Annotated in this window: 19 protein-coding genes; 11 read left to right on the top strand and 8 right to left on the bottom strand. The window is 57.8% G+C overall.

The annotated features are described in order from the left end of the window. The first annotated feature begins 71 nt into the window (after positions 1-71). The 3 genes from DSM3645_RS03425 to DSM3645_RS27620 all read left to right on the top strand — a co-directional run bounded on the left by DSM3645_RS03425 (position 72) and on the right by DSM3645_RS27620 (position 5,624). Positions 72-1,877, top strand: a complete 1,806-nt coding sequence (locus tag DSM3645_RS03425) for a hypothetical protein (RefSeq protein WP_081444702.1) — start codon at positions 72-74, stop codon at positions 1,875-1,877. Next, positions 1,874-3,667 carry a hypothetical protein gene (locus tag DSM3645_RS03420; RefSeq protein ID WP_002650627.1) on the top strand — a complete coding sequence of 598 codons (1,794 nt, stop codon included), beginning with the start codon at positions 1,874-1,876 and terminating at the stop codon, positions 3,665-3,667. The genes DSM3645_RS03425 and DSM3645_RS03420 overlap by 4 nt, the downstream gene beginning before the upstream one ends. 115 nt (positions 3,668-3,782) lie before the next feature. Beyond that, complete coding sequence (locus tag DSM3645_RS27620; RefSeq protein WP_002650625.1) at positions 3,783-5,624, top strand: serine/threonine-protein kinase; 1,842 nt, start codon at positions 3,783-3,785, stop codon at positions 5,622-5,624. 51 nt (positions 5,625-5,675) lie between these two features. Here the strand turns inward: DSM3645_RS27620 and DSM3645_RS03410 are convergent, their stop codons facing one another. Then, positions 5,676-8,588, bottom strand: coding sequence for a secretin N-terminal domain-containing protein (locus DSM3645_RS03410; protein ID WP_161603282.1), 2,913 nt, complete (start codon positions 8,586-8,588; stop codon positions 5,676-5,678). Between the two features lie 383 nt (positions 8,589-8,971). Between DSM3645_RS03410 and DSM3645_RS03405 the strand changes: the two genes are divergently transcribed. Both DSM3645_RS03405 and DSM3645_RS03400 read left to right on the top strand, forming a co-directional pair. Continuing rightward, positions 8,972-10,426, top strand: coding sequence for a zf-HC2 domain-containing protein (locus tag DSM3645_RS03405; RefSeq protein ID WP_002650623.1), 1,455 nt, complete (start codon positions 8,972-8,974; stop codon positions 10,424-10,426). A gap of 96 nt (positions 10,427-10,522) precedes the next feature. Next, complete coding sequence (locus DSM3645_RS03400) at positions 10,523-12,073, top strand: RNA polymerase sigma factor RpoD/SigA (RefSeq protein WP_002650622.1); 1,551 nt, start codon at positions 10,523-10,525, stop codon at positions 12,071-12,073. A 53-nt stretch (positions 12,074-12,126) separates the two neighbouring features. Here the strand turns inward: DSM3645_RS03400 and miaB are convergent, their stop codons facing one another. Then, entirely contained in the window at positions 12,127-13,554 is a 1,428-nt protein-coding gene (miaB, locus tag DSM3645_RS03395) for a tRNA (N6-isopentenyl adenosine(37)-C2)-methylthiotransferase MiaB (RefSeq protein ID WP_002650621.1), read from the bottom strand. Between the two features lie 76 nt (positions 13,555-13,630). Beyond that, the gene (locus DSM3645_RS03390) at positions 13,631-13,864 is read right to left on the bottom strand and encodes a hypothetical protein (protein WP_002650620.1); all 234 of its coding nucleotides are present in this window, start codon (positions 13,862-13,864) and stop codon (positions 13,631-13,633) included. A gap of 270 nt (positions 13,865-14,134) precedes the next feature. On the opposite strand from DSM3645_RS03390, the gene DSM3645_RS03385 reads away from it, so the two are divergent. Next, a complete protein-coding gene (locus tag DSM3645_RS03385; RefSeq protein ID WP_002650619.1) occupies positions 14,135-14,983 on the top strand; it encodes a hypothetical protein in 849 nt (282 codons plus the stop codon). Between the two features lie 387 nt (positions 14,984-15,370). Here the strand turns inward: DSM3645_RS03385 and DSM3645_RS03380 are convergent, their stop codons facing one another. Further along, the gene (locus DSM3645_RS03380; protein ID WP_161603281.1) at positions 15,371-16,513 is read right to left on the bottom strand and encodes a HEAT repeat domain-containing protein; all 1,143 of its coding nucleotides are present in this window, start codon (positions 16,511-16,513) and stop codon (positions 15,371-15,373) included. Between the two features lie 181 nt (positions 16,514-16,694). On the opposite strand from DSM3645_RS03380, the gene DSM3645_RS03375 reads away from it, so the two are divergent. Next, on the top strand, positions 16,695-17,951 hold the full coding sequence (locus DSM3645_RS03375) for a transporter (RefSeq protein WP_040351574.1): 1,257 nt from the start codon (positions 16,695-16,697) through the stop codon (positions 17,949-17,951). 381 nt (positions 17,952-18,332) lie between these two features. On the opposite strand, the gene DSM3645_RS03370 is transcribed toward DSM3645_RS03375, so the two are convergent. Both DSM3645_RS03370 and DSM3645_RS31125 read right to left on the bottom strand, forming a co-directional pair. Further along, a complete protein-coding gene (locus tag DSM3645_RS03370) occupies positions 18,333-19,319 on the bottom strand; it encodes a DUF368 domain-containing protein (protein WP_002650615.1) in 987 nt (328 codons plus the stop codon). Positions 19,320-19,548: 229 nt separating this feature from the next. Next, positions 19,549-19,707 (bottom strand): hypothetical protein, encoded by a 159-nt coding sequence (locus DSM3645_RS31125; protein WP_237564891.1) that lies wholly within the window; start codon positions 19,705-19,707, stop codon positions 19,549-19,551. Here DSM3645_RS31125 and ispE point away from each other — a divergent pair. Both ispE and DSM3645_RS03360 read left to right on the top strand, forming a co-directional pair. After that, positions 19,666-20,559 (top strand): 4-(cytidine 5'-diphospho)-2-C-methyl-D-erythritol kinase, encoded by an 894-nt coding sequence (ispE, locus tag DSM3645_RS03365; RefSeq protein ID WP_237564859.1) that lies wholly within the window; start codon positions 19,666-19,668, stop codon positions 20,557-20,559. The two genes, DSM3645_RS31125 and ispE, sit on opposite strands and share 42 nt — an antisense overlap. A gap of 176 nt (positions 20,560-20,735) precedes the next feature. Further along, the gene (locus tag DSM3645_RS03360; protein WP_002650613.1) at positions 20,736-21,341 is read left to right on the top strand and encodes a SpoVG family protein; all 606 of its coding nucleotides are present in this window, start codon (positions 20,736-20,738) and stop codon (positions 21,339-21,341) included. Between the two features lie 17 nt (positions 21,342-21,358). On the opposite strand, the gene DSM3645_RS03355 is transcribed toward DSM3645_RS03360, so the two are convergent. Further along, positions 21,359-22,468, bottom strand: coding sequence for an HD domain-containing protein (locus DSM3645_RS03355; RefSeq protein ID WP_002650612.1), 1,110 nt, complete (start codon positions 22,466-22,468; stop codon positions 21,359-21,361). A 603-nt stretch (positions 22,469-23,071) separates the two neighbouring features. On the opposite strand from DSM3645_RS03355, the gene DSM3645_RS03350 reads away from it, so the two are divergent. Beyond that, positions 23,072-23,926 (top strand): fumarylacetoacetate hydrolase family protein, encoded by an 855-nt coding sequence (locus DSM3645_RS03350; RefSeq protein ID WP_002650611.1) that lies wholly within the window; start codon positions 23,072-23,074, stop codon positions 23,924-23,926. Positions 23,927-24,098: 172 nt separating this feature from the next. Then, entirely contained in the window at positions 24,099-25,685 is a 1,587-nt protein-coding gene (locus tag DSM3645_RS03345; protein WP_002650610.1) for an aldehyde dehydrogenase (NADP(+)), read from the top strand. Between the two features lie 96 nt (positions 25,686-25,781). Here the strand turns inward: DSM3645_RS03345 and DSM3645_RS03340 are convergent, their stop codons facing one another. Further along, the gene (locus DSM3645_RS03340; RefSeq protein WP_002650609.1) at positions 25,782-26,204 is read right to left on the bottom strand and encodes a hypothetical protein; all 423 of its coding nucleotides are present in this window, start codon (positions 26,202-26,204) and stop codon (positions 25,782-25,784) included. Positions 26,205-26,241: the final 37 nt, after the last annotated feature.

Raw genomic sequence — 26,241 nt, 5'->3', positions numbered from 1 at the left:
GGCGCCGCTTCTTTCTTTTCTGGCTTCGTAGGTAAAGCGATTCAATGGGAATCGAGAACGATATTTATTCGATGAACGACTGGCTGCTGCCCGGCGCCGATCACCTGGGCGGTCTGGTCGTGTTCATCTCGGCAATCGCAATTTTGGCGGTGGCCGGAGCGCTGATTGGGTTCATCGTCTCCTCCATTCGCAACGGCCCGTTCGAAGCGTTCTACGCCGTCGGCCGAATTGCGGTCGAGTCCGTGCCGGAACTCTTGTCGATCTCGCCGCGTCGCGTCGGTGCGATGACCTGGCTCGCCTTTCAAGAGGCGATCCGCAAACGAGCGCTGGTCGCGTTCGCGTTGTTCATGGTGGTGCTCCTCTTCTCTGGTTGGTACATCACCCCCAACTCGGAATCTCCGGTGCGGCTCTATTTGAGCTTCGTGCTGACGTTCCAAAACTGGCTGCTGCTGTTGATGTGCATTTTGCTCAGCGTCTTCAGCTTGCCGGCCGACATTCAAAACAAAACGATCTATACGATCTACACCAAGCCGGTTCTGCACTGGGAAATCTTCCTAGGGCGATTGTTCGGCTATATCGGCGTCGGCTCGATGATGCTGGTCGCGATGGGCGTTTGCTCGTATGTCTTCCTCTATCGCGGTCTCGATCACACGCATCAGATCGATCCGCAATCGGTCACCGAGCTGACCGATACCGATGATGATACCGGCGAGACCAAAGTCATCGGCTGGGAAGGGGAAACGACCTTCAACGTCGGCCATAGTCACCCCTTCTCGCTAGACGCCGACGGAGACGGACTGGCCGCTCGCGAACGGCAACATACGCACCAAGTGACGCGCAACGAAGATGGCACGTTCACCGTGTCTGGGCCCAAAGAGATGCTGCAAGCCCGCGTCCGTCATCTGGGCAAGATTCGCTTCCTGGATCGCGGCGGCGAACCGACCAACAAAGGGATCAACGTCGGTAACGAATGGGACTATTACGGCCACATCGAAGGGGGAACCCTCTCGGCCGCCGTCTTTACGTTCGACATGTCCGACGCTTTGCTGAACGAAGAAAATCAGCTGCCGATGGAGTTCAATCTGCGCGTCTTCCGCACCTACAAAGGCGACATCGTCAGCGGCATTCGCGGTTCGTACTATTTCAAGCATCCTGACCTCGACATCCGCTCGCGTTCCATCCCCTTCACGGCCAAGGAAGAAGCGGAAACCGTGCTCGTCTCGCGATCGCAAGAGAACTCGGACATTGACCCGACCGCGCCGAATCTTGATCTGGTCGAAAACCTGACCAACGCCGACGGCAAGATTGAACTCTGGATTCAATGCTCGGAACGGGGCCAATACTACGGCGTCGCCCAAAACTCGGTTTTCATCTTGAAGAGCAACGGTTCGTTCTTCTGGAACTTCGTCAAATGCTATATCAGCATGTGGTTCCAAGTGGTGATGGTCGTCACTTTCGGCCTGGTCTTCAGCACGTTCCTCAATGGTCCGGTCGCCGCGTTGGCGTCGTTGATCGCATTGGGCTACGGCTTCTTCGCCGAGAGCGTCCGCGAGTTGGCCAACGGCGAGTGGTACGGCGGCGGGCCGGTCGAATCGTCGATTCGTCTTTTCAATCAGAAAAACGTGATGGTTGATCTCGACGAAGGCGTTTATGTGAACATCGTCAAGTTCATCGACGCACGCTTCTTCGACGGGCTACGCGTGTTTGTCAACATGCTGCCTGACTACAACCAGCTTGATACTCACAGCTTTGTCGTGGACGGCTATAACATTCCGGGCGTGGTGATGATTCAACAATTGTTGATCGTCGGCGCGTTTTTCGTCTGCCTTGTCACGACCGGCTACTTCTTCCTGAAAACGCGGGAGATCGCGGGATGAACAACGGATCATTTATTCGCAAGATTATCTATGGCGGCTGCATTGTCGTTCTGTTGATCTTGAACTCGTTCCTAAGTCAACCAAGAACGTCCAATAGCGCCGGCGGATTGCTTGCCCAAAAACGGACCGAGTACCGCATCGCCAAAGCCGAATTGGGCGAAATCGATCCGACCAGCGAAGCGATGCGTCTGAGCATGCTCGGCATGGATGGGATCGCGACGCTGATCCTCTGGAATCAGCTGAACGAATACCAAAAGACCGAGCAGTACGATCACGTCAATGCGATCTGCGAACAGATCACTCACCTGAATCCTCACTTCCTAAGCGTGTGGGAATATCAGGCTTGGAACTTGTCGTACAACATTTCGCGCGAGTTCGATAACTATCGCCATCGTTATCTGTGGGTCAAAAAAGGCCTGGAATATCAGATGGCCGGCACGCGTTACAACTATGACGAACCGAAACTGATGAACGCGGTCGCGCACTTCTTCGGCATCAAATTTGGCTATGCCGACGAAAAAACGCAGTACCGGCAGATCTTCCCGGACGACACCGAATTTCATGCTGAAATCAATGACTACCTCAGCAAAGCCGGCTCCAACGTTGAGCAAGACGCCGCCGGCGTCGGCAACAAGCCCGACAACTGGCTCGTCGCTCGACTCTGGAATCAGTGGTCTGACCGAGTGGTCGATACCGGCGCCGGCAAGATCGGCAACGCATCGCCGGCGATCTTCTTCTCGAACGCTCCGAAGCGAATGATGAGCTTCGCCGAGTTTATCGAAAAAGAAGGCGCCATCGGCGATACGGCCCAAACGGCTTGGGCGAAAGGGAATGAAGAATGGACCAACGATTACGGCGATCGCGACTTGCCGACCAGCTGGGGCATTCCGGTCAAACTGAATGACTACAAGCGTTACACGGAACAACTGAAAGAACTGCGTGCGAAAGCGAATGCGTTGATCGGACCGATTGACGCCGAGATTCGCGCAGAGAAAAAGAAGGAACTGCCGGAAGATCAACTCGCGGCGCTCGAAGTTCCCGAAGCGGAGCAGACCGGCGAACAACGTCTCGCCGCACGCAAAGCCCAAGAAGCGATGACGCCGAAACCGGCGGATCTCATCAAACGCATCGACGACCCGAAAAAAGCGATCGAGATTCGTCGCTTGTATCGTGACATCGCCGATCTGGAGTTCCTGCAAGGAATCATCGACAAACAAAAGAGCGTCGTTCATTACGATTACTGGGAAACTCGCTCTTCGACCGAAATGACCAATCGTGCGATCAAGGCGCGCAGCCTTGTCTATCAAGCGAATCAGGCGTTCGAGAACGCCAACTTGGTCGAATCGCGTGACCTTTACAACCAAGCCTGGGATCTATGGGCGGAGATTTACGCTGAACATCCCGAATTGAAAGATGACGCGGCCAGCGGCGACTTGTCGGAAGAGCTGAAAACGTACGCACAATTGCTGGAACAATTGGGCGAAACGTTGCCGGCCGACTTCCCCCTGATGGACCTGATGGAAATTCACATTAACGGTTTCCAGCGTCCCGCCCCTCCCGCGACTTCGGCAAAGGACGAGACTGAGGAAGAGCAGAAAGCGGACGAGCCGATGGACGAAACTCCGGCGACAGAGCCGGAGATGAAGAAGCCGGCGCCGACGAGCGACGCTCCGGAGACGGAAGCGCCGATGGCGGACAAAACGCCAGAAACGCCCTCCGCAGAGAAGCCCGCAACCGAGGAACCGGCCGCAGAAGCGACGCCGGAAGCCGCGACACCAGCCGCGGAATAGCCTCGCACTGCAAAAACGCGTATTCTAAAGAGCGGCGGAGCATTTCAACTTCGCCGCTTTTGCTTGCGCACTTTGCATCTCTTCTTCTCCGCTCCTCTCGATTTCGCACGCGCTCATGACCCACGAAAAATTCGGCCCTTACGTCATTCACGAAACGCTCGGTCGCGGCGGCATGGGCACCGTTTATGTCGGCGTCGATGAGCGAACCGGCGATCGGGCCGCGATCAAGGTATTGCACGGCGGAGCTGGTCGCGGAGGAGCCCGCGAGCGTTTTGAACGCGAGATCGAAACGCTCAAAACGCTGAAGCATCCGCACATCGTTCGCTTGTTCGGCTATGGAGAAGAACCGGCCGGCATGTTCTACGCGATGGAGTTGGTCGATGGGAACAGTCTGTCAGAATTGATCCAGCGAAAGCGCGACTACACTTGGCGAGAAGCGTTCGAAATCGGCTTAGCGATCGCCCAAGGCTTGAAGCACGCGCACGACTTTGGCGTCATTCATCGCGACGTGAAGCCGGCGAACATTCTGATCGACAAAGAGGGGAACGTCAAAATCTCCGACTTTGGCATCGCTCGGCTCTTTGGCGCAACCGGGGTGACGGCCGACGGAGGAATCATCGGCACCGCCGACTTCATGGCCCCCGAACAAGCCTTTGGCGAACCGGTCAGCCCACGCAGCGATCTCTATAGTCTGGGCGCCGTCATTTACGCGATGCTGGCCAAGCAGCCGCCGTTTCGCGCGAAAACAGTCACCGAGGCGCTCGACAAGCTGCGAAACTCCGAGCCGCCGCCGATTGATCGCTTGTGCGATGGAGTTCCCGAAGAAGCGGCTGACATCATCCATCGTCTGCTGGAAAAGCATCCCCGCGATCGCTTTCCCACCGCGACGACCGTGATTCGCCGGATCGAAGCGCTGTTGGAGTCCGAGATTCCTGACGAAGCGGCCTTTCGCATCGAATCGGCCGTGATCGAAACGCAGACTCCCGACTTGCTGGACGATTATCGCCTGAAAAGAGACGCCAGCGAATCGGCTCAGATCATTGCCGATGACGAAACGCGCATCGCCCCCGAGTCCGCCGCTCCGGAACCGCCGCCCCCGATCGGGCAAACCAAACATTTCACGACGGTCGCTCAAGATAGCAAGTCAGGACGTTACTTTACGCACAACGTCGAACCAGTTTCGTCTTGGCGAAATCATATTCAAACCGGCCTGATCGCGCTGGCCCTGGTCGTGATCGTGGTCCTGATCTTCTGGCTCCCGCGCGCCCCTTCCGCCGATGCGATGTATGAGCAGCTTGCAGCGTCCGTCGACAATGGTCAATTAGACGAAGCCGGTGATGAACTCGATCAGTTTATCGCCATCTATCCCGACGACCCGCGCGTTGAAGAAGTCAAATCGTGGAAAGAAGAACTCAGCCTGGATCGTCGCGAACGCCGTTATCGCCTAACCATGCAGTTACGGCAAAAGACCGAGACGTTTGATGCGATTGAGATCGCCTATATCGACGCGCTGCGTCAGATCGACTCGGCGCCGGAAGAAGCTGCCGCCAAGATGCGGGCCTTGCTGGCCGTCTACGGTCCGCCGGATCGGATCACCGGCGATGCAAGTCGCTGTCTGACTCTCGCCGCACGTCGACTCGTGCAACTTGACAAGCAACTGGCCGAGACCAGCAGCAAGCAACTTGCCGAAATCGGCGCTCGCATGGCGGCCGCCAACCAGATGGCTGCCGACGAGCCGAACAAGGCGCGGCAAATTTACCAAGGGCTGATCGACCTGTATGGAGACAAACCTTGGGCGTGGGAACAAATGGAACAGGCGCAACAAGCGCTGAGCGAAACTCCCGCGAGCGTCCCCGTCGAAGAGCAGCCGGCGCCCGAAAGTGAACAGGCGCCCCCAGAAGAAGCCGCCGCCCCCGAGAGCGAAACCGAGACGCCGGCGGAACCAAAGAGCCCGTAATCTCTTCGCTCGCGCTGCGGGCTACGAAGAGTAGTAGCATCCTCAACCGCCTTACTGCGCGACTTCGGCGCCGCCGTTCATCCCTGGCTGCACCTGCGGTTGACCATTTTGCGGGCCGCGTTGATTCGGCTGCGGGTTGTTCGCTTTCTGCTCGCGTAGCAATTTGTCGAGCGCGTCCCGAATCTTCACGGGGTTTCCGCTTCCATTGAGCGTGATCACACGCATGGTGGAGACCGGCTTGGCCAATTCGTCGACGCGCTTGATCATGTCGGTCACCAGCGTCATCAGGCTCTCCCCTTCGGTCGAAATCAACAGCGTGTTCGAGACGTTGTCGATGCCGATCGAGAGTTTTCCTTGAAAGGTGATCCGAGTGGGAGCGGCCGAGTTGCTGTCGTCACCGAAGAACGAAGATCGCCCGCGGCTCGAACCTTGGCGCTGTTCGCCTCCCTGCTGATTTTGCTGGAGCGCTTTATCGTTGGAAGACAACAAATCCCGGAAGACGTCTTTGACCGCGTCGGCCACGACTTCGGCTTTGGAATAGCGAACCTGGTAGATCGAATTGATCCGCGCCGTCTGTGAAGTGACCGGCTCTTGTCTGTCATAAAGTTCAATCAGATCGGCGATCGTCTTCAGTTGGTCATTGTCGGCGCCTTGCACGACGATCGTGTTGGTGTCGATATCATAGATAAACTTCAACGGGCGGCGATTGGACAACCGGAGCGGATCTTCCTGCTTTGAATCTTCCGGCATTCCATACCACCAGCGACGGAATGAGTCATCCGAATCATCCTCTTTTTTCTCTTCGAAGAACTCCTCCAGATTGAGAATCACTAACGAAGCGGAAGCGTATTTCAACGTGAATACGTGCCAATCCTTAGGAGGCGGCGCGAGTTCGCGGATCAAATCTTCGATGCGATTCAGCGCGTCGGCATCGGCCGAACTGATCGTCAAATGTCCTTGCGAATCGAGCCCGATCTGAATCGGCGGCGCGGCTGCGGCGACCGCCGTCGCTTGTTTCTCGGCTTCAACAACCGGCTCTTCAACGGCAACGGTCATTCGCTCTTGGGCAAAGTGAAACTTGCCGACCGGCAAGCTGGTCGCTTTGTCATCGGTCTGGGCCGCAGACGGCGTCTCTTGGTTTTCGTCGGCCGCCGGCTCAGCGGCAGGCAAGTCAATCTGCAGCGGATTGGCGCCGGCGCCGGGCCAAAGCTTTTGGACGCGATCCATCAACTTGCGAGCCGTCTCGGCGTCTCCCACATCGACTCGCCGCACCAAATCGCCAGGCGTCCCTTCCAGCGGAATCTCGCCCAATTGCGTCAGCAACTTGTTGATCTCTTCCAGCTCAAGTTCGTTCGCCCACAGCAACAAGCGATTGCTGATCACGTCGGCGTCGACGCGAAACGAGTCGTCCTCTTTTTCTTCTTCCTGATTGCGGCCGCCGTATCCATAACCGTAATAGGAATAGCTGTTGCGACGCGGCTCTTCTTTTTGCTCTTCCTTGCCCATCATGAAACGGATCGTACCGGCGACATAATCCGCTTTTAAGCGCCGCAAAGGAATCACTTTGAACTGTCGCCCAGACCCATCCAGCTTCTTGATCAACATGTCGACTTGCTGATGATCTTTCAGATCATTGGAAATCACGACCACCGCTTTGTTCTTTTCGTCCGCGTACAGGATCGTCGCTGGATTGAGACCGCCGGTCTCTTCCATCACTTTGATCACCGTCTTGGGGTCCAATTGATCCAAGCGATGAATTTTCATCTCTTCAAAGCTTTCAGAAGCCGCGTACTGGCTATCCTTGGGCACGTCCAGCATTCGCACCGCTTGAGAAACCAGCGAAATCCGATCCGGCGGACCATACGCGACCAGACTGTTGTTCCGGGGATTGACGATCAACTGCAGTTCTTCGTCATCGCGGCTGCTGGGCTTTTTGGCGCCCCCTTTTCCCTGCTGCATTTGTTGCATCTGCTGCTGCATTTGCTGCTGCATCTGTTGCATTTGCTGCATCTGATTTCGATCCATCGGCATCGCGGGACCCGACGATTTCGACATTCCCAGCAGCGATTCAATCTGGGTTTTGATGTCGGCGGCGCGAGTATATCGCAATTGAAACGGCATCATCCGGGTCGACTGGGCCGAGCCTGATTGCTCTTCTTGCAGCATGTGATAGATGTCGATCAAGTTGGCGACCGCGTCCAGCGACTCTAACCGATTGGATGTTGTGAGGGCCGTCATCTTGCCATGCGGGCTCAGCATCGGCTTCAATTCTTCGACGGCCGTTTCAGCGATCAACCAACTGAGCGGAAACGAAACTTTGACGAACTCGTGCGGATCGCGATAGCGAAGATCCTCGGGATGAACCCGCGGCACCGAAGCGGGATCGAGCTTGTCGAGTTTCGTGACGACCAATCCATCTTGCTGACGCAGGATGGTGTAGCCGCGCATCATCAGACGTTCGTTCAGCAGATCGCGCACTTCGTCAATCTTGTAGGGACGTTGCGTCGTTAGATTCAGATAATCCCCTGGCAACTCTTGCCAGTCGAGACTCGTGCCGGAAATCTCAGCCAACCAATCGAGCACCGCTTTCCACGACTGACCGCGAAAACTGAATTCAACTTTCCCTTGCAGGTCAGGGCGAACTTTCAGCTCTTTTGGATCGGCCTCGTCCGGCGGCGTATCAGGACGTTTGATCGGCTCGCCTGGTTTCGGCTGGCCTGCGGCCGGTTTCTCTCCCATCGGCGACTTCTCGTCCGACTTCGCTTCACCGGGCTTGGTTTCACCCGGCTTGGCGGCGGCGTCTGCCGGCGTACTTGTAGTCGGCTTGGCGCTGGGACCAGATTGACGCGAACGGGCCTCCACAGCACCGCTGGGAGTCGCCTGAACCGCTTCGGGCTTTGCTTCTTGAGCAAAAACGGAAGCAGCGCATAGCATTAGCAGTAAGGTAGTTAGATACCTAATCATGGGGAAAAGCGCAGGCTGATGCATGATGGGAAAATTGAGCGCAGGGTCCAACGAAGCTCAAAGATTCCTCCCACTCTACCACGATGGAGGGCCCTAATCACCATCTTTGTAGGAATTGGGGAGACTATTTCAACCAGGAAGACGATTCCCGCTAGCGAATCGTTTTACAAAAAAAGAAAACCGCATTCCTGCGTTAACTCGTTATTTGCGTTACACTTAGTTCTTCCACTCCCACGATGTCTGAGCTTCGTTTTGGGGAGAAGGAACTTTTACGTGACAGGCCCCGTCTTAAGTTTTGAGTCGCGCGGCCTGATCCGCCTGGGGCCTGCGAATCATGCGCGGTAACATTCTTGGCGGAAAGATTTTGCACTCGAACTAGTATTATGAACGCCGGGATTCCAGAAGAACTGCTATCGGCTTATCTCGACGGCCAACTTGGCCCGGTCGAGCTACAGCGCGTTGAAGCTGCGCTGGCTGAGAGTCCGACTCTGCAGAATCAGCTGAAAAGCCTGGCGACGACCCGCAATGCCGTTCACAGCTTACCTGCCGCGACGGTTGGACGTGATCTGACGGCCGATATCTTTGCCGAAATCACGCGTCGTAGTGCGACGACTACTGTCGCGCCTGAGGTCGCAGTCGAACTTCGTCCGACGCCTGCTGGTCGCGTGACCGACCGACATCGCCGTAACCCGAATCGATCGTGGCGATGGATCGGCGTCGGCGCCGCCGCTGCAGCGCTGGTTGCTGGCCTGCTAGCGGTCCCCGCTTGGCTGGGTGACAACGGCGATATCCCCCATAACGACGTGGCGAACGTCGATCTGAACAACGATGTTCCCGTCACCGTCTCTCCGACCACGGTCGAAGAGAAGCCGGACGCCAACCCACCAGAAGCGGCGGTTCCGCAGCCCGAAGTTCACGCGCCCAACTTTACCGAACTGATGGGAACGGGCGACAATCGCGTGAAATCTGAAATTCCGACCGCTCCGGCAACTTTGCCCGATCGCAAACCGCCTGGGATGCGTATTAAGATTACATCGAACCCAGCTACGGAGGTTCCATCGCCTGACAAGATGGAAACCAAGCCGATGGGGACGGGAGCGATTGCTCGCGCGACGCCCAACCTCACGGAGAAAGCGGATGCGGCGTTTGATCGTTATGTAAAGCCAACCGACTTCGCGGCGGAAGACAGGAGACAATTGCTCTCGCTGCTCGCTACCGAGAAGACGGATACGGCGAAAGAAGTTTCCGACATCGAGATGCTTGCGGGTTTACGAAAGTTGCCCAAAATCTTGACGTCGACTGACGAAGATCTGGTTGAATTGATTTCCAAACTCGATTTGGATGATAACAATCAGATCGACGATCGCGAACTGGCCAGTTGCCTGGCGGACGCACGTTTTCGTGAAACGGAAACAGGGCGTCAGGTTGCTCGCCTATTTTTCCGAATCGACGACAATCATGATGGCGTATGGACCAACGAAGAGGTGACGAAGAACGTTCGCCTTGCCGGGGGTTTGGACCAAGAATTCACGCGAAAGATTCGCTTATGGGATCAGAACCACGACGGCGTGGTGAATTTCGTGGAGGCGGAGTTTGGCGCTTCGGCGCTGCAGCGTGAGTTCCAATTGATTGAAGGCAAGCTTTACGATTCGCAAATTCTGGCCCAGGCCCAACGCTTGTTCGCTTCGCTGGATCGAAGCGGCGACGGCTCCCTCTCTGGTCGTGAACTGACCCGAGCCCTGGATACGCCCGAGATTGCCGCTGCAGCCGCTGGTCGCAAGACCTTGTCGCTGCACGAGCTATACCTGCATCTGGAAACGATCGCGCTCGGACTCTAAGCCGCGAATTCATCGAGCCGCCCCTCAAAATCAATCGCAGTGCTGGTCCGCTAGCCAGCTTGGGCGGCGCTGCGACGCAAGAAGGAGCGAGTGCGAATGTTGCAGGCAGCCAAAGGCGTTGAGCCTCATGATTCAAGCGACCTAGGATGGCTCGCTGGTCAAGCGACCGAAAGCTTATCGACATTAACCGGCAATTCCACCACGCCCCCGCGTGAGGAAGTTGGCGACGAAGACGCGGCGCCGCCTAGCAAAGATACGACGCCCAGCGACGCTTGGGATGATGACGCATTACGGCGTTATCTCAACGAAATGTCACGTTCGCCGTTGCTATCGGCGAACGAAGAACGCCTGGCCACCGAGCGCGTGATCACTGCACGCAAAAGATTTCAGCGGCGATTGTTCGGCTGTGGAGTCGCTGTCAAGCAAGTGGAAAAGCTGATCGTCGAAACGCTGGACGGATCGCGCCGCTTGGATCGCACGTTCGAGATCACCGTTACATCCGCCGCTCGCAAGCAAGCCGAAATGCTGAAGTTGCAGCAAGCCCTGGCGAATCTCCGCAACGCGAAACAGCGCAACGCCGACGATCTGCAAATCCTCCTCTCGCCCGAGCCAATCGAGCGGCGCAATCAAGCGATCGAACGGCTCATTCGTCGTCGCTATCAAACCGCGATTCTGATCGAAGGTCTCACTCTGCGGATCAAGTTCTTGCCTGACATCCTGTCCCGTCTGGGGAAACTCGTCCAAGAGTTATGCAACCAGCGCAGCGATTTGAATAGTCGGACCAATTTTCAACTCCCCCGCCAAGGCGCGGGCGCCGAAGTCTGGGTCGACAAGTACCAAGAGTTTCCCGAAACGCTCGTTTGGCAATATCCCCGCATCATGCAAGCGCACGAAGGGCTTTGCCGCGCCCAACGCGCGATTACGTCCGCGAACTTGCGTCTGGTCGTATCGATCGCCAAGTCGTTTCGCGGTCGTGGACTCAGCTATCTAGACCTGATTCAGGAAGGGAACCTGGGCTTGATGCGAGCGGTCGAAAAGTTCGATCCTTCGCTGGGCTATAAGTTCGCCACGTACGCGACGTGGTGGATTCGTCAGGCGGTCATGAAGGGGCTCGCCGATCAAGGAAGAACCATTCGTCTGCCTGCACGAATGCAGGATCGCATCCAAAAAATCAACGTCGCCAAAGCGATTTTGTCACAAGAACACCGGAGCGAACCGCCGATCGAATTGACCGCGAAGCAGGCGGAACTGACCGAACGAGAAGTGGTCGCCGCCGATCGGTTGGGTCGCACGATCATGTCGCTGGACGTTTCGAACAATGATGATGACTCGTTTGGCGATACTCTTGCGTCCGGTGACGCCGAACAGTCGTCCGCCGATGAACAACGACTACCGCTAGCGATCAATCAATTGCTGCAGGAATTGACCAGTCGTGAACAAGAGATCGTACGGCGACGCTTTGGCATGTTTGACGGCCGCGTGCAAACGCTCGAAGAAGTCAGCCAGGCGTTTTCGGTAACGCGGGAACGAATTCGCCAGATCGAATCAGCTGCAATCCGCAAACTGCGACAACCGCACTTGATCCGCAAGCTCGACGACTTTTTGGAGGCTCGCGACCTCCGCGCCGCCGCGACCAAGCCGCGTTAGTACGGCCAAGCCAATGCTTCTTCGTAGCCCGAAGAGAATAGTCGCAGAACGCTCTAGCTCAGCATGAACAATTCGGACCCGCACTCTTCGGTGATGACTTCGCCGAAGAGCGTGTGCGACGCCGAATCGTAGATTGCGACCGGCAAGATCTGGCCGATTTGACGGCGATTTCCGTCAAACACGACGATCCGATCGCAGTGGGTTCGTCCCGTCAATTGCACAACCGGCGAGTCGTCCGCATCCTCTTTTTTGGCGGCCGCTTTGCTGATCCCTTCGACCAACACGTTGAGCGTATTGCCGATCTGCTTTTGGTTGTCTTCTAGACTGATCCGATTTTGGATCTCGAGCAGCGTGTTATTTCGCTCTTGCTTGACCGTAAACGGCACGTCGTCTAAAAAGAGCTCGGCGCCGCGGGTTCCTTCACGCTCGCTGTATTTGAAGATAAAGCTGTTCTTGAAACGGCACTCTTCGACCAGATCGACCGTCATCTGAAATTCGGCTTCGGTCTCACCGCAGAAACCGACGATGAAGTCGCTGCTGACCGCAGCGCCGGGGACACCTTCACGAATTCGGCGCATCATGTCCCGATACTGCTCGACCGTGTAGCCGCGTTTCATCCGCTTCAGCATGTCGTTCGAACCGCTTTGCGCCGGCACGTGCAAGTAAGGCGAAACCTTGTCGAGCTCGCGCACGGCGGTCAACAACTCGTCGGTCATATCTTTGGGATAGTTCGTGACGAACTTGATGCGGCGAATGCCGTCGATTTCGTGGATCGCGGCCAGCAGATCGGCCAGGTTCCAGCTCTTGCCGGCCGCATCTTGCCCGCGATAGCTGTTGACCGTTTGGCCGACTAGCGTGATTTCGACCGTTCCTTGATCGGCCAGATGTCGCGTCTCGGCCAAGATATCCTCAGGGCGGCGTCCCTGTTCGGGGCCGCGGACGCTTGGCACGATGCAGTAGGTGCAAAATTTGTCGCAGCCGATCTGAATGCGGACGTAAGCCTGAAACGGCGTCGGGCGCATTTCGGGATCACGCAACGGATCGAAGCTTTCGTGACTCCGCGCGATCTCCACGCGTGAGCCGTCACGTCGACCGAGACTAACTTCGATCTGCCGTCCTTCGCCGGCGGCGACCTTGTCGATCAATGACGGAATTTGATGCAACTGTCCAGGTCCAACGACCAGATCGACGTAAGGGGCGCGCTGAAAGATCTTCTTCTGATGGTTTTGCGCCATGCAGCCCATCACGCCGATGATTTTCTCCGGATGGCTCGCCTTCAAGTCGCGCAAGACGCCTAAGTGGCTGTATGTTTTGTTTTCGGCCTGCTCGCGTACGCTGCAAGTATTGAACAACAGCGTATCGGCTTCTTCCGGCTTAGTCGTCAGTTCGTAACCTTGCTGACGCAAGCTGGCGACAACCAGTTCGCTGTCGAGCATGTTCATCTGGCAGCCGACGGTATCGATATAAAGACGTTTGGGCATGGATCAAATCGTGGGGAGGCGGATCGCACGTCCGCGGGAAGCGGCGACCGCAGGCGAAATTTGGATCGGTAACTAGCTAGGCGGCGTCACGTGATTTCTCGAGCATCTGCTCAAATACCGTCTGACGCTTCAATTCTTCGTCGCGGCGCTTTTGTTTCTTCTTCGCTTCGAGCGCACGCTGATGTTCTTCGTCAAAGGCTTTACGCAGTTGGGTCGTCAACGCATTCCGACGCTGTCGCATAAAACGGACAAGCGTCATCACGGCGATATACGCCGCCGCCGCATACAAAATCCATTCCCACTTTGACATACCGGGCTCCCATCCTTGGTCCCAAACCTAATTATAGTAACGGAAAACGGGGGGGCTTAGCGAGAGGGAAACCTGTTTCCGCCAGCGGGAACCCGACGCTATCGCCGCGATAGGCCTGCTTGCGACGCTAGCCAAACTTTCCACAAAGTACTCCTGTCGCACAAAAACCGCATAATCATTCAACTCGATTCCGTCCTCGCCCCGATCAAGAAGATGTCTGATTCGCTGCGCGGCGCAATATAGCCGCACATCTGTTAGGGGGGTAAAAATATGGACAGGACGCAAGCGAACGACCGAAAGCGGCGATTTCTCGCTTCGGTTTGCGCCTACGGATTGACGATCATCGTTCCTTTGTCGCTGCAGCCAACCAGCGCCAACGCTTCGCGCTGGTCTGATTCGGCTCCGCAAACAGCCGCCGAAACTGCGGCGCCCGACACGACTGCGCCTCCCCTAGCGAACACCGCACCTGCAACCACTGCTGCGCCCGCCCCAAAAGCGGAGACGGCGCGCGATTTGCCGCCGGCGCCGGGTCTGCGACGATTACCCCCGGTCACCCCCGAGTCAGCGCCCCAGAGCGTCACCGCTACGACGACGCCGATTCGCATTCCACCTGCGGATCCGATCGATTGGCGCCGTCCCGCGATGGTGATGGGGCCGCTTCCAGGCGAAGCGACGCCGCATCAATCGCAAGTTCGACTAATCAGCGATACCGCCGCCGTGACGCCGGCGCCTGCGGCGCAACAAGCGAAAGCGTCGCCAAAAAAATCGCCGCGTGACGTCGCCGAAATCATGCCGGCGCACACGACTCCCGAAAATGGCGCGACCCAAACCGATCCGAGCCCGGTCGAAGTGGAACCGGCGCCGTCGACCCCCGTCGTTGCGTCCCGATACTCGCCGGCGACCGCGCCGGAAGTCAAAGTTGCGGCGCCGAAAATAACTCCTCGTTACGCCGTCAGTACTGAACTGGCGAATCCTGCCGAAGCGCCCCTGGAGCCGCCCGCTGAGAAGCCTCATTTCGCGCGTGTCACTGACGAATCGTTCTCATCGCCGGCGCCGCGAGACGGACTCTCGCCGATCTACGTATGCCGTTTGCTAGGACTGAAGGCGGCGACGAAGTAAAAGAGATTGCAGCCGCATTTTCTCACTCGCGCGCAGGGAAGCTGCGCGAGTGGAAGTCACGGGCCGGGCATTTCCTCTTGATTGCCGGCCAGCCCCAGCGAACGAATATCGCTCGGCAATTCTAAGGCGCGGCGTTAGGCCAAGGCCGATGATGTGCGGCAGAATCATTGGACGCCATTGCTACGACCTTGCGTGGCAATGAATAAGTTATCCAATCCGTGGCGGTCGATTGGTGGTATTCATGTAGGCAAATTCTGGTGGGCAGCGCCAACTCAAACATTCGTTTTACGCGTAATCATCGCCACGCACGGCCGTGGCGATGGCGCCCAAACCCAAGCGGCGCGGCGTCAGGCTGAGGCCTGACCTCCATCCGCGTCCGCTCTTCGGCTACCGCTGGAGGATCGACTGTCCGGGGGCCAGCGAAGTTCGCGGCGGGCTATAGCGGACGGGGTTGGCGTTGGCCGGTTCGAGCATCCATTCGTTCGGGGGCGGCTGCGTTTGTCCTGCTTGCTCGGCGACATAGGTCGGGGAATCGAACGACGGCGCTTCGGCCATCGCTTCGGCCGGCGTCGGTATCGGCGGCTGACCAGCAGGAATCGGTTCGACGCCCGATTGCTTCCAGAGGCCGAAGATCGTGCGAGGAGCTCCTCCGGCCAAAGTCGGCGCCGGTTGCTGCGCCACCGCGCGGAACGAAGAGACTGTTTTTCGGGCGGCCGCCAGCAGCTCGTCCGAAGATCGCTGCGAAGCTTTTAGATAGTAGCCGGTCAGAGCTACTTTGTTGACCGGCAACGCTCCTTCGGGAAATTCGGGGCGATCGTAGTTGTCTTCAGGGCGTTCAAACAACTGACCGCAGTCAATACAGTGGGTGAGCGCTTCGACCGCCATGATGCGAACGCGGGGAGAGTTCTCTGATGGGTTTCCATCTTTGTCGCTCCCTTCGGCACAAATCCGCAGCGCTTCGCAAGCCGCCTTCGTCATGGTTCGCGCTTCGGCGAATGCGATCGCCGCTTGAAAGCGGACGCATTCGCTGCGATCCGACCGCAGGCTCGAGATCAACGCGGCTTCCGCTTCAGGGTACCAATGCCAGTCGACGCAAGCTAATGCTTTCACCGCCGCGACGCGGGCCGGCACTTGCGCCTGATCGGCGGCAATTTTGGCCGCCGCGGCTTGGGCAGGAGAGACCGGTTGGCCGTTGGGACCAACGCCGTTGGCGATACCATTTTTCACTTGGTTGTAAACGCTATTGCACGGAGGCGGAAGTAATCCGCCGGTCATCATGCTGACCGGTGCAAATGAGTCATGCAGGAAGTGTCCGAAAGTCGAGTTACAACAATTGGCGTGCGACGCGTGCAAGCAAGAGCAGATCTCGCTGAAGAAGCCTCCCGACGCAGCCGAGGGAATCGGCGCTAACGGGGCCGTAGGATAAGCGGACGCAGCGGCGGTGGTTCCTACCCCAGGGATGTCTTGCCCCCAGCAAACGCTCGCCCCAAGCAATAGGGCCGGTGATACGGCAGCTAGCAACAGTCGCATAATTTCCTACCTTCAAACGAGCAATAAAGCGTTACAGCATGTACTCGCCGACGCGCGTCCGCGTCAAGGTCAGTCGCGATTCGAGAAGAGATTTGAGATTCGCCTTGATGGCCGCTCCATAATTCCCTACAACCCCCGCCGCGGCATCATCCGAATCCTTAACAGCATCGATTTACACCGCGTGGGCAAATCTTCTCTCAATCCGATCCGCTCATTCACGGTGATCCTACTGTGGATCGCAGCAGGCGTTTGCGCAGAAGCCGACGCCCAAGAAATCTTTCGCTTGCCGCCGGTTGATCCGCAGCCGCCTGGGCAACAAGCGATCTTCAACTCGCCATCGGATCGCGTGTTTCATTTCAACTCGGCTCCGATTAGTTTCGAGTCGCAATCGGCGCTGCCGACTCCTCCCGAGTCTCCGGAAGTGGTTCCGATCGGCCCTCCGGTACAGGTCGCTCCGCTGCAGAATGAACAACTCGGCGAAGACTGGGGCTCTTATCAAATTCCATTGAACGGGTGCAGCACTTGCGGCGAATGTCGCTGCGAACCTTGCACGGCGACGACTCGAGCAGGACGTTTCATGTGGCTTGTGCAGCATGCGGTGTGCTGCGTCGATCCCTGTTACGAACCGGCCTGGAAACCGCTGGAGGATTCCGCATTTTTCGTCGCTTCGCCGCGACCGCAAGGGACCATGCGGTTTCGCTTCGACTCCGGCTTTGGATTATCGCACCCGGATCGCGCCGAATACTTTTGGGCGAAAGCAGGGACCGGTCCCACTCCGACCGGGACCTACGTTCCCGATGTCGACTACATGACGCTTTACCAATACACCGAAACCGGCGGCAAAAAGTTCTCGGCGACGTTTGAATATCGCTATATGGAAGTCGATCCCGAAGGAGCGCCGCACGGCGCCGGTTTCGGCGACATGACCATCGGCACCAAAACGCTGCTCTTCGACAACGGACTTTTCCAGGTCGCGTTTTTGATGAAAACGCACATGCCTGCCGGACGCGTCTCGCGCGGACTCGGCACTGGGCACGTCTCGCTCGAACCGTCGGTCGTTGTCGGCGTCAACTTGGCTTCCGAAACCTACATGCAGATGGAAGTTGGCGAATGGATCCCCATCGCAGCCGATCCAACCTATGGCGGATCGCTGTTACACATGGCGACCAGCATTAATCATACGCTCGCCTACCCGGCGCCTAGCTCGCCGTTGATCGGCACGCTTGAACTAGAAGCCTGGTCGTTTCAAGCCGGCGCCTACACCAACTCGTTGGGCGTCGCGACCAGCGCCAGCGGCGCCACCTTTGTGCAAAGCTCGGCCGGCATCCGCTGGTTTATCTGCAAGAGCTACGATGTGGGCGCTTCGTGTTCGACCGGCGTCACCGAAGACCATTGGGCCGACTATCTCTTCCGCACCGACTTCCGCGTTCGCTTCTAAAGAAGGCCGCGCGGCGCGGTCAACCAATGTTGGTTGACAAAGCGCACGCAGTCATGGTCGATTGCCGTGCGGCGAAAAGAAAAGCGGCGTGCGGCGCCAGTGAGCCAGACAACGGCACACGGCCACCCATGACAATTCGCGTTTTAAAACATCGTAGCGGTCCGGTCCGCTTGGTCATCCAGAAAAAATCATCGTGGTCCGGTCTGGTCCGCCGTGTGCCGCTGTCTGGCACATCCAGCAGTGCTGCAGTGCTCAGGATTCGCCAGCTTCGGAACCTGCTCTGGAGGCATCCAGATCCGATGGCGGCGCCTGATGCGGAGGGTAAGTGTTACGGTATTCGATTGGATTCCGCCCCTGCTTCAGGCAGCTTTTCGTAGCTCGCTATTCCACCGGTTCATGCACCACTTGGTCGATCTTCTTATTCGCACTGGTAAAATAGTCGGCGCCGCAGACGACCAGTGCGGCGATGATCGCTAGCGCGGTGCAGCCGATCAATTCGCCGGTCGACGGGGGCGCAATATAAGCGTCACCATCGCGCCACGGCCATAACGCACGCATCGCGCCGATCATGAACCCGCACATCAGCGCCATCGTCTGCGGCTCGTAGCGATGCAGCAGCCAACGTAGAAACTTGCTGAACGCAATCAAGCCAACGGCGCAGCCGACGGCGAAAACGACAAATTGCAGCAAATCGCCGCCGATCGCTTCTCCTTTGAGGAGCGCCTTGGGGATCCCGCTGAGATAGCTATACATCCCCAAAATCAACAGAATATACGAACCGCTGATTCCCGGCAGGATCATGGCGCAGATCGCCACCATGCCGCAGCAGAACGTAAACAAGAGATGCGGCGATTGCTGCACATCGGGAAAAACGCGCGGTCCCGTCAGCAGAAACGCGATCGCGGCGCCGAGGATCCCCAATGCCCAGCAGATCGATAACTGATCGGTCGTCGCGGCGCGGATTAATTTCATCACCAACCAACTCGACGCGGCGATCGCGCCCAGGAAGACCGCATAGGTATAAGGTCGCGCCGGATTGTGAGGTTCAATCAATTCGTGAATGAGCAGAATGAATGTTCCTAATCCAATCACAACCCCGCCGCCTAGCGCCAGCAGAAAGAAAAGGTCGATCCGCTGCGCCGCTGCGCGCCATTCTCGTTGGAGCAGCAGCTTGACCGAAATTGCGTCAAAATGACTGATCGCCGCGACCAGGCGGCGATAGATGCCCAACACCAGCGCAACGGTTCCGCCCGAGACGCCGGGGATCGCATCCGCAGCGCCCATCAGCAGACCGCAACCGGCATGTCGAGCCGCATCGCGCAGCGCCGCTGGGGAAGGAGTCGTCAGATCGGGCGTCTTGTGGTTCATATGCGAGAGTCTTATCGCTTGAAAGTGCGAGTTTCGCGGAAACGAGGTAAGGTCAGAGAGGATTGTAGAAAACTATCCCCTTCCTCCATAGGCGAGTCCGCTCCGCACCAGAGCGAATTCGCTTGACCGGCGGATTTTAGAGCCTTACATTGCTGGAATCCGATCCCAAGCAAACGGCTCGCCGCCGTCACGATAGCGTCGTTATTTTTCGCTTGTCCCGTAGCACCATCTATTCCACCAGATACCAGATAAAGGCCTTGCCGGTGATGTCCCGGCAAGGACAACAGGGATGTTTCTCGAGCGATCGGCAGACTCGGTTACCGTCCATGCGCCAGCGAAACTGAATTTGTTTCTCGAATTGCTGGGCAAACGGAGCGATGGTTTTCATGAATTGGAAACTATCATGACTGCGATCAACGTCTTTGATACGCTTCGCTTTACGGCGACTGAGGACTCGCAACTCTCGCTTCACTGCCGATTTGCCGCCGGAACCGTCGCATCGGCGGCTCGGCAAGACGCCGATGCGCTGTTGGGCGATTTGCCCTCTGGCCCGTCGAATCTGGTTTATCGAGCGGTCGACTTGGTTCGCCGCACCGCGGGAATCGAGCGCGGCGCAAAGATTGAGTTGGTGAAACGGATCCCTTCCGCTTCCGGTCTGGGGGGCGCTTCTAGCGACGCGGCCGCGGCGCTGTTGGCGGCCGATATTGTCTGGAAGCTCGGCTGGTCGCGCGATAAGTTGACGGAACTCGCCGCCCAACTCGGCAGCGATATCCCTTTCTTTTTGCACGCCGGTCTGTTTGGCAGCGGACTGGCCCTGTGCCGCGGACGCGGTGAAATCATCACTCCGCTGGCCATCCCACGGCGAATGCATTTTGTCGTCGTGCGCCCCCCCGGCGGGTTGTCGACGGCCGACGTGTTTCGTCGCTGCACCATTCCTTCTCAGCCGCTGGAGGCTCATGATTTAAGCGATTCGTTGAAATCGCGATCGATGATGGAGATCGGTCACCGAATGCATAACCGGCTGACCGAACCATCGCGGCAACTATCAACCGAGATTGATCGGTTGACGCGTTGCATGATGCGAGCTGGAGCGATTTCCAGCCAAATGTCGGGGAGCGGCAGCGCTTGTTTCGCCCTCTGCAAAGATGCACGGCACGCCCGCGGCGTCGCGGCGAAACTAAAGAACCAGCGCGTGGGCGTTGTGTTTACCGCCAGCAACTGCGGCGTACATTGGAATTAGACGAACAACTTGAGGAAGGCGGACGGCGGAAGGACCTACCAGGCAACGCGACATTACGACGATCCAACTGGAACTAACGGCATTTCGAGCCGACGCAGCGTTCGTAGCGAAGATTTTTTATCTACTTCGGGTGCGAATCTGCGTTCAGCGCGACTGCCAACAGGGAGAGATACGCTGTGAACATCACCGAAGTTCGTATCAAACTCATGGAAGACGCCAGCGATCGTCTACGTGGATTTTGTTCGATCACATTTGACGACTCGTTCGTCGTGCGCGATCTCAAGATCATCGAAGGCGCCAGCGGTCCGTTTGTTGCGATGCCCAGTCGTAAACTGACCGCCCACTGTCCGCAATGCGGCGGCAAAAATCATCTGCGCGCCGGCTACTGCAACAACTGCGGTTTTCGTCTGCGCTTGCCGCCGGCCGAACGAACGGCCGATGGGCGCGCCAAACTGTACGCCGATATCGCCCACCCGATCAACTCGGAGTGTCGCGAGATGATCCAAAACCGCGTCATCGAGGAATACGAAAAAGAGGTCGAAACCGCCAAACAACCAGGCTATCGTTCGCGCTACGACGACTTCTATGGAGACGCCGGCGAAGAATTCTTTGAAGAAGATTCGTTTGACGATGGGAACCGCTCTTCTCAAAAATCGGCGAGCGAATCGACAGGACAAACGCATCCTCCGCAGCCCAACCCGTCTGGTCCGCATCAACCGACCGCCGGTTCGTCACAACCGCAGCGCAAACGGAAGTTCGGACAAGGCATCTTCGAAGAATAACCGGTGAGTTCGCCTGTTCACCATTCGCCGCATTCGCGGGCCAGATCGCGTAAATAATCGATCGCTTCGTCCACTTCCAAGACCTGCATGCCGATTTGGCGACCACCTTCGTCACATTTGCCCAACAGCAGCAAGTCTTCAAAGTTCTCCGACTGCTGCAAGCGCCGCTTGGCCCTCGCCCCAATCGATCCGTCCAGCAGTGCGTGCGCTTCCATGTGATGCTCAATCAACCAATAGGTCCGCTCGGTGATCGTCTCGCCGAGCGCCTCGAGCCCCGCCGCAACATGATCGGGAAAATCGATCCCCTTCCCCACATCGTGCAGCAGCGCCGCCAGCAACAGCTCTTCGTCATACGGAGACTCGCGTCGCGCTAGCTCAAACACCTGCAAGCTGTGATAAAGCGCGTCCCCTTCAGGATGGTAGCGGGGGTTCTGCTTCACATGCTCCAGCGGCAGCAGCAACATCTCGTAGTGCAAAAAGCGATCGACGCGATTCTCGGCCGCGGCCAACTCTTCGTCGGCGTCAGCGTCGGGATATTCGGCCTCTAAGAAGATCTCTAACTCGCGAATACTCATGCGTTCGATCGCTTTGCCGGTGATCGAACTCTTGGAGATGAAGTGCGCCTTGTCGCTGGGATAGACCGTCAATTCGATCGGATAGACGTCACGAATATGAACGTGAATGTAGACCAGATTTTCCCCTTGCTTGCGAACCTCTTTCCGCTCGATGTCAAAGAACATCCCTTCGCGCTCGAGCGTCGCCGCGATCGGTTCGACGCTATCGGAAAAAAGGTGGATATCGATATCCGATCCTCGCCGCACATGCCCTGTCAAAACGCTGCCGATCAAACGGGGGCGAAAGTTGGCCAACAGCTTCATCGTATGGAGCGCGGCGAACCGCATCTCGCGCAGATTGTCGAGCCGAGCATCCCCTTCAAACATCCGCGCGAGCGACTGCACTTCGTCTCGGATCTCGGCGTTACTGGGGAGATCGGCCGGCTTGACCCAGCCTCGGCAGAGTCGCCGAGCCGCTTTCATTTTGGCGCGATAATATTCTGATTCTTGCCGTTCATACATCAAGCGCGCCGCTTGACTGGCGATTTGACGCCGTAGCTTAGAAGCATCCATCACAGAGGGGCCGACGAATTTGAAGTTAGCCTAAGCGTCGGCAGCGAGGCATTAACAGAAAATGACCGAGGAAGTGACGGCCTAAAAACCGCACGTTCTCTCTGTCATATCGTATGCAGACAGACCTAGTCCGTGAAGACCCAAGTTATCATCCAGGCCGATCTTGTATCGTCGACCGATTTAAAACGGGCGGCGTCGCACCGCGCCGTGCCGGCAATCCAGCGCCCTCTCCCGACAACCGAACTACCGGACGGCAACGGTGCGCACGTCAGCCACGATTGGTTGCCACACCATATAGTTTGCAATGAAGAGACCGCAGTCGGTCCAAACCTGATTGCAGCAAAACTTATGCCCAGGGACCTGGTGAGAGGTGGCCATTTTATGACCGCTCGCCTAACACGCGCAACAGGCGGGGGTTAACGTCGCTTGCTTCTACCGGCTCGGATCGAAACGGCGGCGCTGCTTCCCCTGGCTGCCTGGGATGCGGCTTGGTTTGCCCAAATCGCTCGCAAACCGGTGTAGAAGGTTTTTGCAGGCATCACCGTACGTTAAGATGAGACCGTTCCCCATCTGCACTCCCCCACAGCGTGATCTCATTCTTTTATGAAAATCGTCAAATATCTCGACGCTGGCCAATTACCCCGGACCGGCTGGTGGGATGGAGACCTGATCCGTCCCCTCACGATGTCACTTTTTCCCTTGTTGGAAATGATGGACCCCGCGGAAGTCGCTAGGTCCCATGTCTCGGACCGCTGCGAGCCGATTCCGTTCGCCGGCGCCACTTTACTGCCCCCCATCGAGCAACAAGAAGTTTGGGCCGCCGGCGTCACCTATACCCGCAGCAAAGCGGCTCGCATGGAAGAATCCGAAGCGGCCGCCGACTGTTACGACCGGGTCTACGCTTCGCCGCGGCCAGAATTGTTCATGAAAGCGACGCCGCACCGCGTGAGCGGTCCCGAGCAACCGCTGCGGATTCGCCAAGACTCGAAATGGAACGTTCCCGAACCCGAGTTGGGGCTCGTCCTCAACTCGAAGCTGCAGCTGGTCGGCTACGTCATCGGCAACGATATGAGCAGCCGCGACATCGAAGGTGAGAACCCGCTCTATCTGCCGCAAGCCAAAGTCTACGATCAGTGCTGCGGACTAGGGCCATGCATCGCACTACGAGAAGACTTTGACGGCGAACTCCCCAATCTGGCCGATATCAAGATTGATCTCGCGGTTCGCCGCGGCGGTCAAGCCGCGTTTACCGGCTCAACCGATATCGGTGAGATGGCGCGCTCCTTCGAAGACCTGATCGGCTACCTGCGCCGCGACAATAGTTTTCCGACCGGCGCTATTTTGCTGACCGGCACCGGCGTGATTCCCGACAATGACTTTACGCTGTTACCCGGCGATATTGTCGAAATTACGATCGCAGGCATCGGCACGCTCCGCAATCCAATCATTCAGCGATAACACGTCGTGCGGCGCACCAAGCGGCGGAACTTCGGATTTTCGGTGATTTATACTTTCGGCAAAATCACGGACGTTCGCCCTTAGGCGCCGCAGTCGCGATTGCGCGAAAGCATTAAGCTGAATGCTCCCCACCGTTCGCCCATTTCCGTCTAAACCTGTTGAGCCTCTTACTATGTCTGATCTCCAGCCTGTTCTGATCGCCGGCCAATGGAAAGCGGCTGCCGCCGCCGACACGTTCCAAGTCGATAATCCTGCGACCAAACAACCTCTACCGGCCCAGTATCCGATTAGCGCCTGGCAAGATTGCGACGCCGCGCTGGACGCCGCCGACGAAGCGTTTCAAACGCTGTCTCAATTGCCGCCAGAACGAATCGCCGCGTTCCTGACGCGCTACGCCGAATTGATCGACGCCAACGCCGACGAGCTGTGCGCAATCGCCAACGCCGAAAGCGGCTTGCCGGTCTCGCCCCGGCTGAAAGATGTCGAGCTGCCGCGCACTTCCAATCAGTTACGCACAGCGGCCGCCGCCGCGGTCGAACGATCGTGGAAGCAAGCGACCATCGACACCAAAAGCAACATTCGCGCTTACTTCGCGCCGCTCGGACCGGTCTGCGTCTTCGGTCCCAACAACTTTCCGTTTGCGTTCGGCGGAGCCTCAGGCGGAGACTTCGCCGCCGCGATCGCGTCCGGCAATCCGGTGATCGCCAAAGCGAATCCCTCCTGTCCCGGCACGACGCTCGCCCTGGCGAAGCTCGCCTTCCAAGCGGTGCAAGAAACCGATCTCCCCCCGGCGACGATTCAGCTCTTTTATCACTGCAACTACGACGACGGCGCCAAGCTGGTTGCTGATCCGCGCATCGGTGCGACCGCCTATACCGGCAGCCGCCGCGCCGGATTGGTGCTGAAAGAAGCGGCCGACAAACATGGCAAACCAATCTACCTGGAATTGTCGAGCGTGAATCCGGTGGTGATCCTGCCGGGCGCACTAAAAGAGCGCGGCGACAAGCTGGTCGACGAGTTCACCGGCAGTTGCCTGATGGGCGCCGGTCAGTTCTGCACCAACCCCGGCCTGGTGCTGGTGATCGACAACGCCGAGAGCCAAGCGTTCGTGAGCGACACGGCCGCCAAGTTCGCCGCGGCTCCGGTCGGCACGCTGCTGACCAAGGCCGTCGAAACCGGCCTGACCGTCGCATTGCAAACGTTGAAAGAAGCAGGCGCTGAAGAACTTGCCGGCGGAGCAGCTGGCGCCGGAACCGGCTATAGCCATGCCAATACGCTGCTGAAGGTCGACGCGGCCAAGTTCTTAACCGATCCCCTGGTCTTCCAAACCGAGGCGTTTGGCAACGGCTCGCTGATCGTCGTCGCCCAAGATCTGTCCGAGGTGATCGCCGTCATCGATTCGTTGGAAGGCAACCTGACCGGCTGCGTTTACAGCGACACGCAAGGCTCGGACGACGCCGCCTACGCCCAGCTGGAACCGCATCTGCGCGTGAAAGTTGGGCGCCTCCTGAACGACAAGATGCCGACCGGCGTCGCGGTCAGCCCGGCGATGAACCACGGCGGCCCCTTCCCCGCGACGGGACATCCGGCGTTCACGGCCGTCGGCATTCCGGCGTCCCTGATCCGCTTCGCCGTGCTGCAATGTTTTGACAACGTCCGCGCCGCGCGACTGCCGGCCGAACTGCAAGACAAGAACCCCACCGGCAAGACGTGGCGCTTGGTCGATGGGACCTGGACCACGGGGGATGTCGCTTCTTAAGCGCGGCGATGAATTTCTACCAGAAACGACGAAGGGACCGCATAATGCGGTCCCTTTGGGTTGCGTGATGCGGAACGCCAATTTCCAGCTGCGACGCTATTTGGCTTTCAGCTGAACGACGATCTCATTCGGACCCGGCTGAATTTCGAACTTCAAGTCCGACGATTCGTAGGCGCTATATCGTTCGGGATAAACAGCGCGGTGCGCCGGCCCACCGTCGTCCGTCGCAGGGTTGAGCACGATGGCCTGATGCTCGCCGGCCAACGCGCCGTCATGCTCGGCGAAAGTGCTCAGCCGAAACGATCCATCCGGCTCGATCTTGCCGTGAGCGTTGACGACCTCGCCCTCTGCGGTGGTCGTACGAAACTCCACCAACCCGCGTTGGGCCGGCGTACCGCTGGGCAGCAAGACTTTGCCGATTACCGGATGCGTTTTCACTTCGGAGGTGCAGCCGACCGCAGTGACCAAGCCGCAGGCCAACAAGCAGAGCTGAAGCGTTCGATTCGATTTCAAAAACATAAGAGGCATCTATACCAACGGGGATTCGAGCAAAATA

It is taken from the genome of Blastopirellula marina DSM 3645, from assembly GCF_000153105.1.
GTDB classification, from domain to species: domain Bacteria; phylum Planctomycetota; class Planctomycetia; order Pirellulales; family Pirellulaceae; genus Blastopirellula; species Blastopirellula marina.
This window is presented reverse-complemented; position numbering and strand designations above follow the sequence as displayed.

Coding starts and splice junctions, on each gene's coding strand:
- DSM3645_RS03400 (WP_002650622.1), top strand. CDS start 10,523: ATGTTGCAGGCAGCCAAAGGCGTTGAGCCTCATGATTCAAGCGACCTA.
- DSM3645_RS03425 (WP_081444702.1), top strand. CDS start 72: ATGAACGACTGGCTGCTGCCCGGCGCCGATCACCTGGGCGGTCTGGTC.
- DSM3645_RS03340 (WP_002650609.1), bottom strand. CDS start 26,204: ATGTTTTTGAAATCGAATCGAACGCTTCAGCTCTGCTTGTTGGCCTGC.
- DSM3645_RS03370 (WP_002650615.1), bottom strand. CDS start 19,319: ATGAACCACAAGACGCCCGATCTGACGACTCCTTCCCCAGCGGCGCTG.
- DSM3645_RS03410 (WP_161603282.1), bottom strand. CDS start 8,588: ATGATTAGGTATCTAACTACCTTACTGCTAATGCTATGCGCTGCTTCC.
- DSM3645_RS03405 (WP_002650623.1), top strand. CDS start 8,972: ATGAACGCCGGGATTCCAGAAGAACTGCTATCGGCTTATCTCGACGGC.
- DSM3645_RS03345 (WP_002650610.1), top strand. CDS start 24,099: ATGTCTGATCTCCAGCCTGTTCTGATCGCCGGCCAATGGAAAGCGGCT.
- miaB (WP_002650621.1), bottom strand. CDS start 13,554: ATGCCCAAACGTCTTTATATCGATACCGTCGGCTGCCAGATGAACATG.
- DSM3645_RS27620 (WP_002650625.1), top strand. CDS start 3,783: ATGACCCACGAAAAATTCGGCCCTTACGTCATTCACGAAACGCTCGGT.
- DSM3645_RS03355 (WP_002650612.1), bottom strand. CDS start 22,468: ATGGATGCTTCTAAGCTACGGCGTCAAATCGCCAGTCAAGCGGCGCGC.
- DSM3645_RS03420 (WP_002650627.1), top strand. CDS start 1,874: ATGAACAACGGATCATTTATTCGCAAGATTATCTATGGCGGCTGCATT.
- DSM3645_RS03350 (WP_002650611.1), top strand. CDS start 23,072: ATGAAAATCGTCAAATATCTCGACGCTGGCCAATTACCCCGGACCGGC.
- DSM3645_RS03380 (WP_161603281.1), bottom strand. CDS start 16,513: ATGCGACTGTTGCTAGCTGCCGTATCACCGGCCCTATTGCTTGGGGCG.
- DSM3645_RS03390 (WP_002650620.1), bottom strand. CDS start 13,864: ATGTCAAAGTGGGAATGGATTTTGTATGCGGCGGCGGCGTATATCGCC.
- DSM3645_RS31125 (WP_237564891.1), bottom strand. CDS start 19,707: ATGAAAACCATCGCTCCGTTTGCCCAGCAATTCGAGAAACAAATTCAG.
- DSM3645_RS03385 (WP_002650619.1), top strand. CDS start 14,135: ATGGACAGGACGCAAGCGAACGACCGAAAGCGGCGATTTCTCGCTTCG.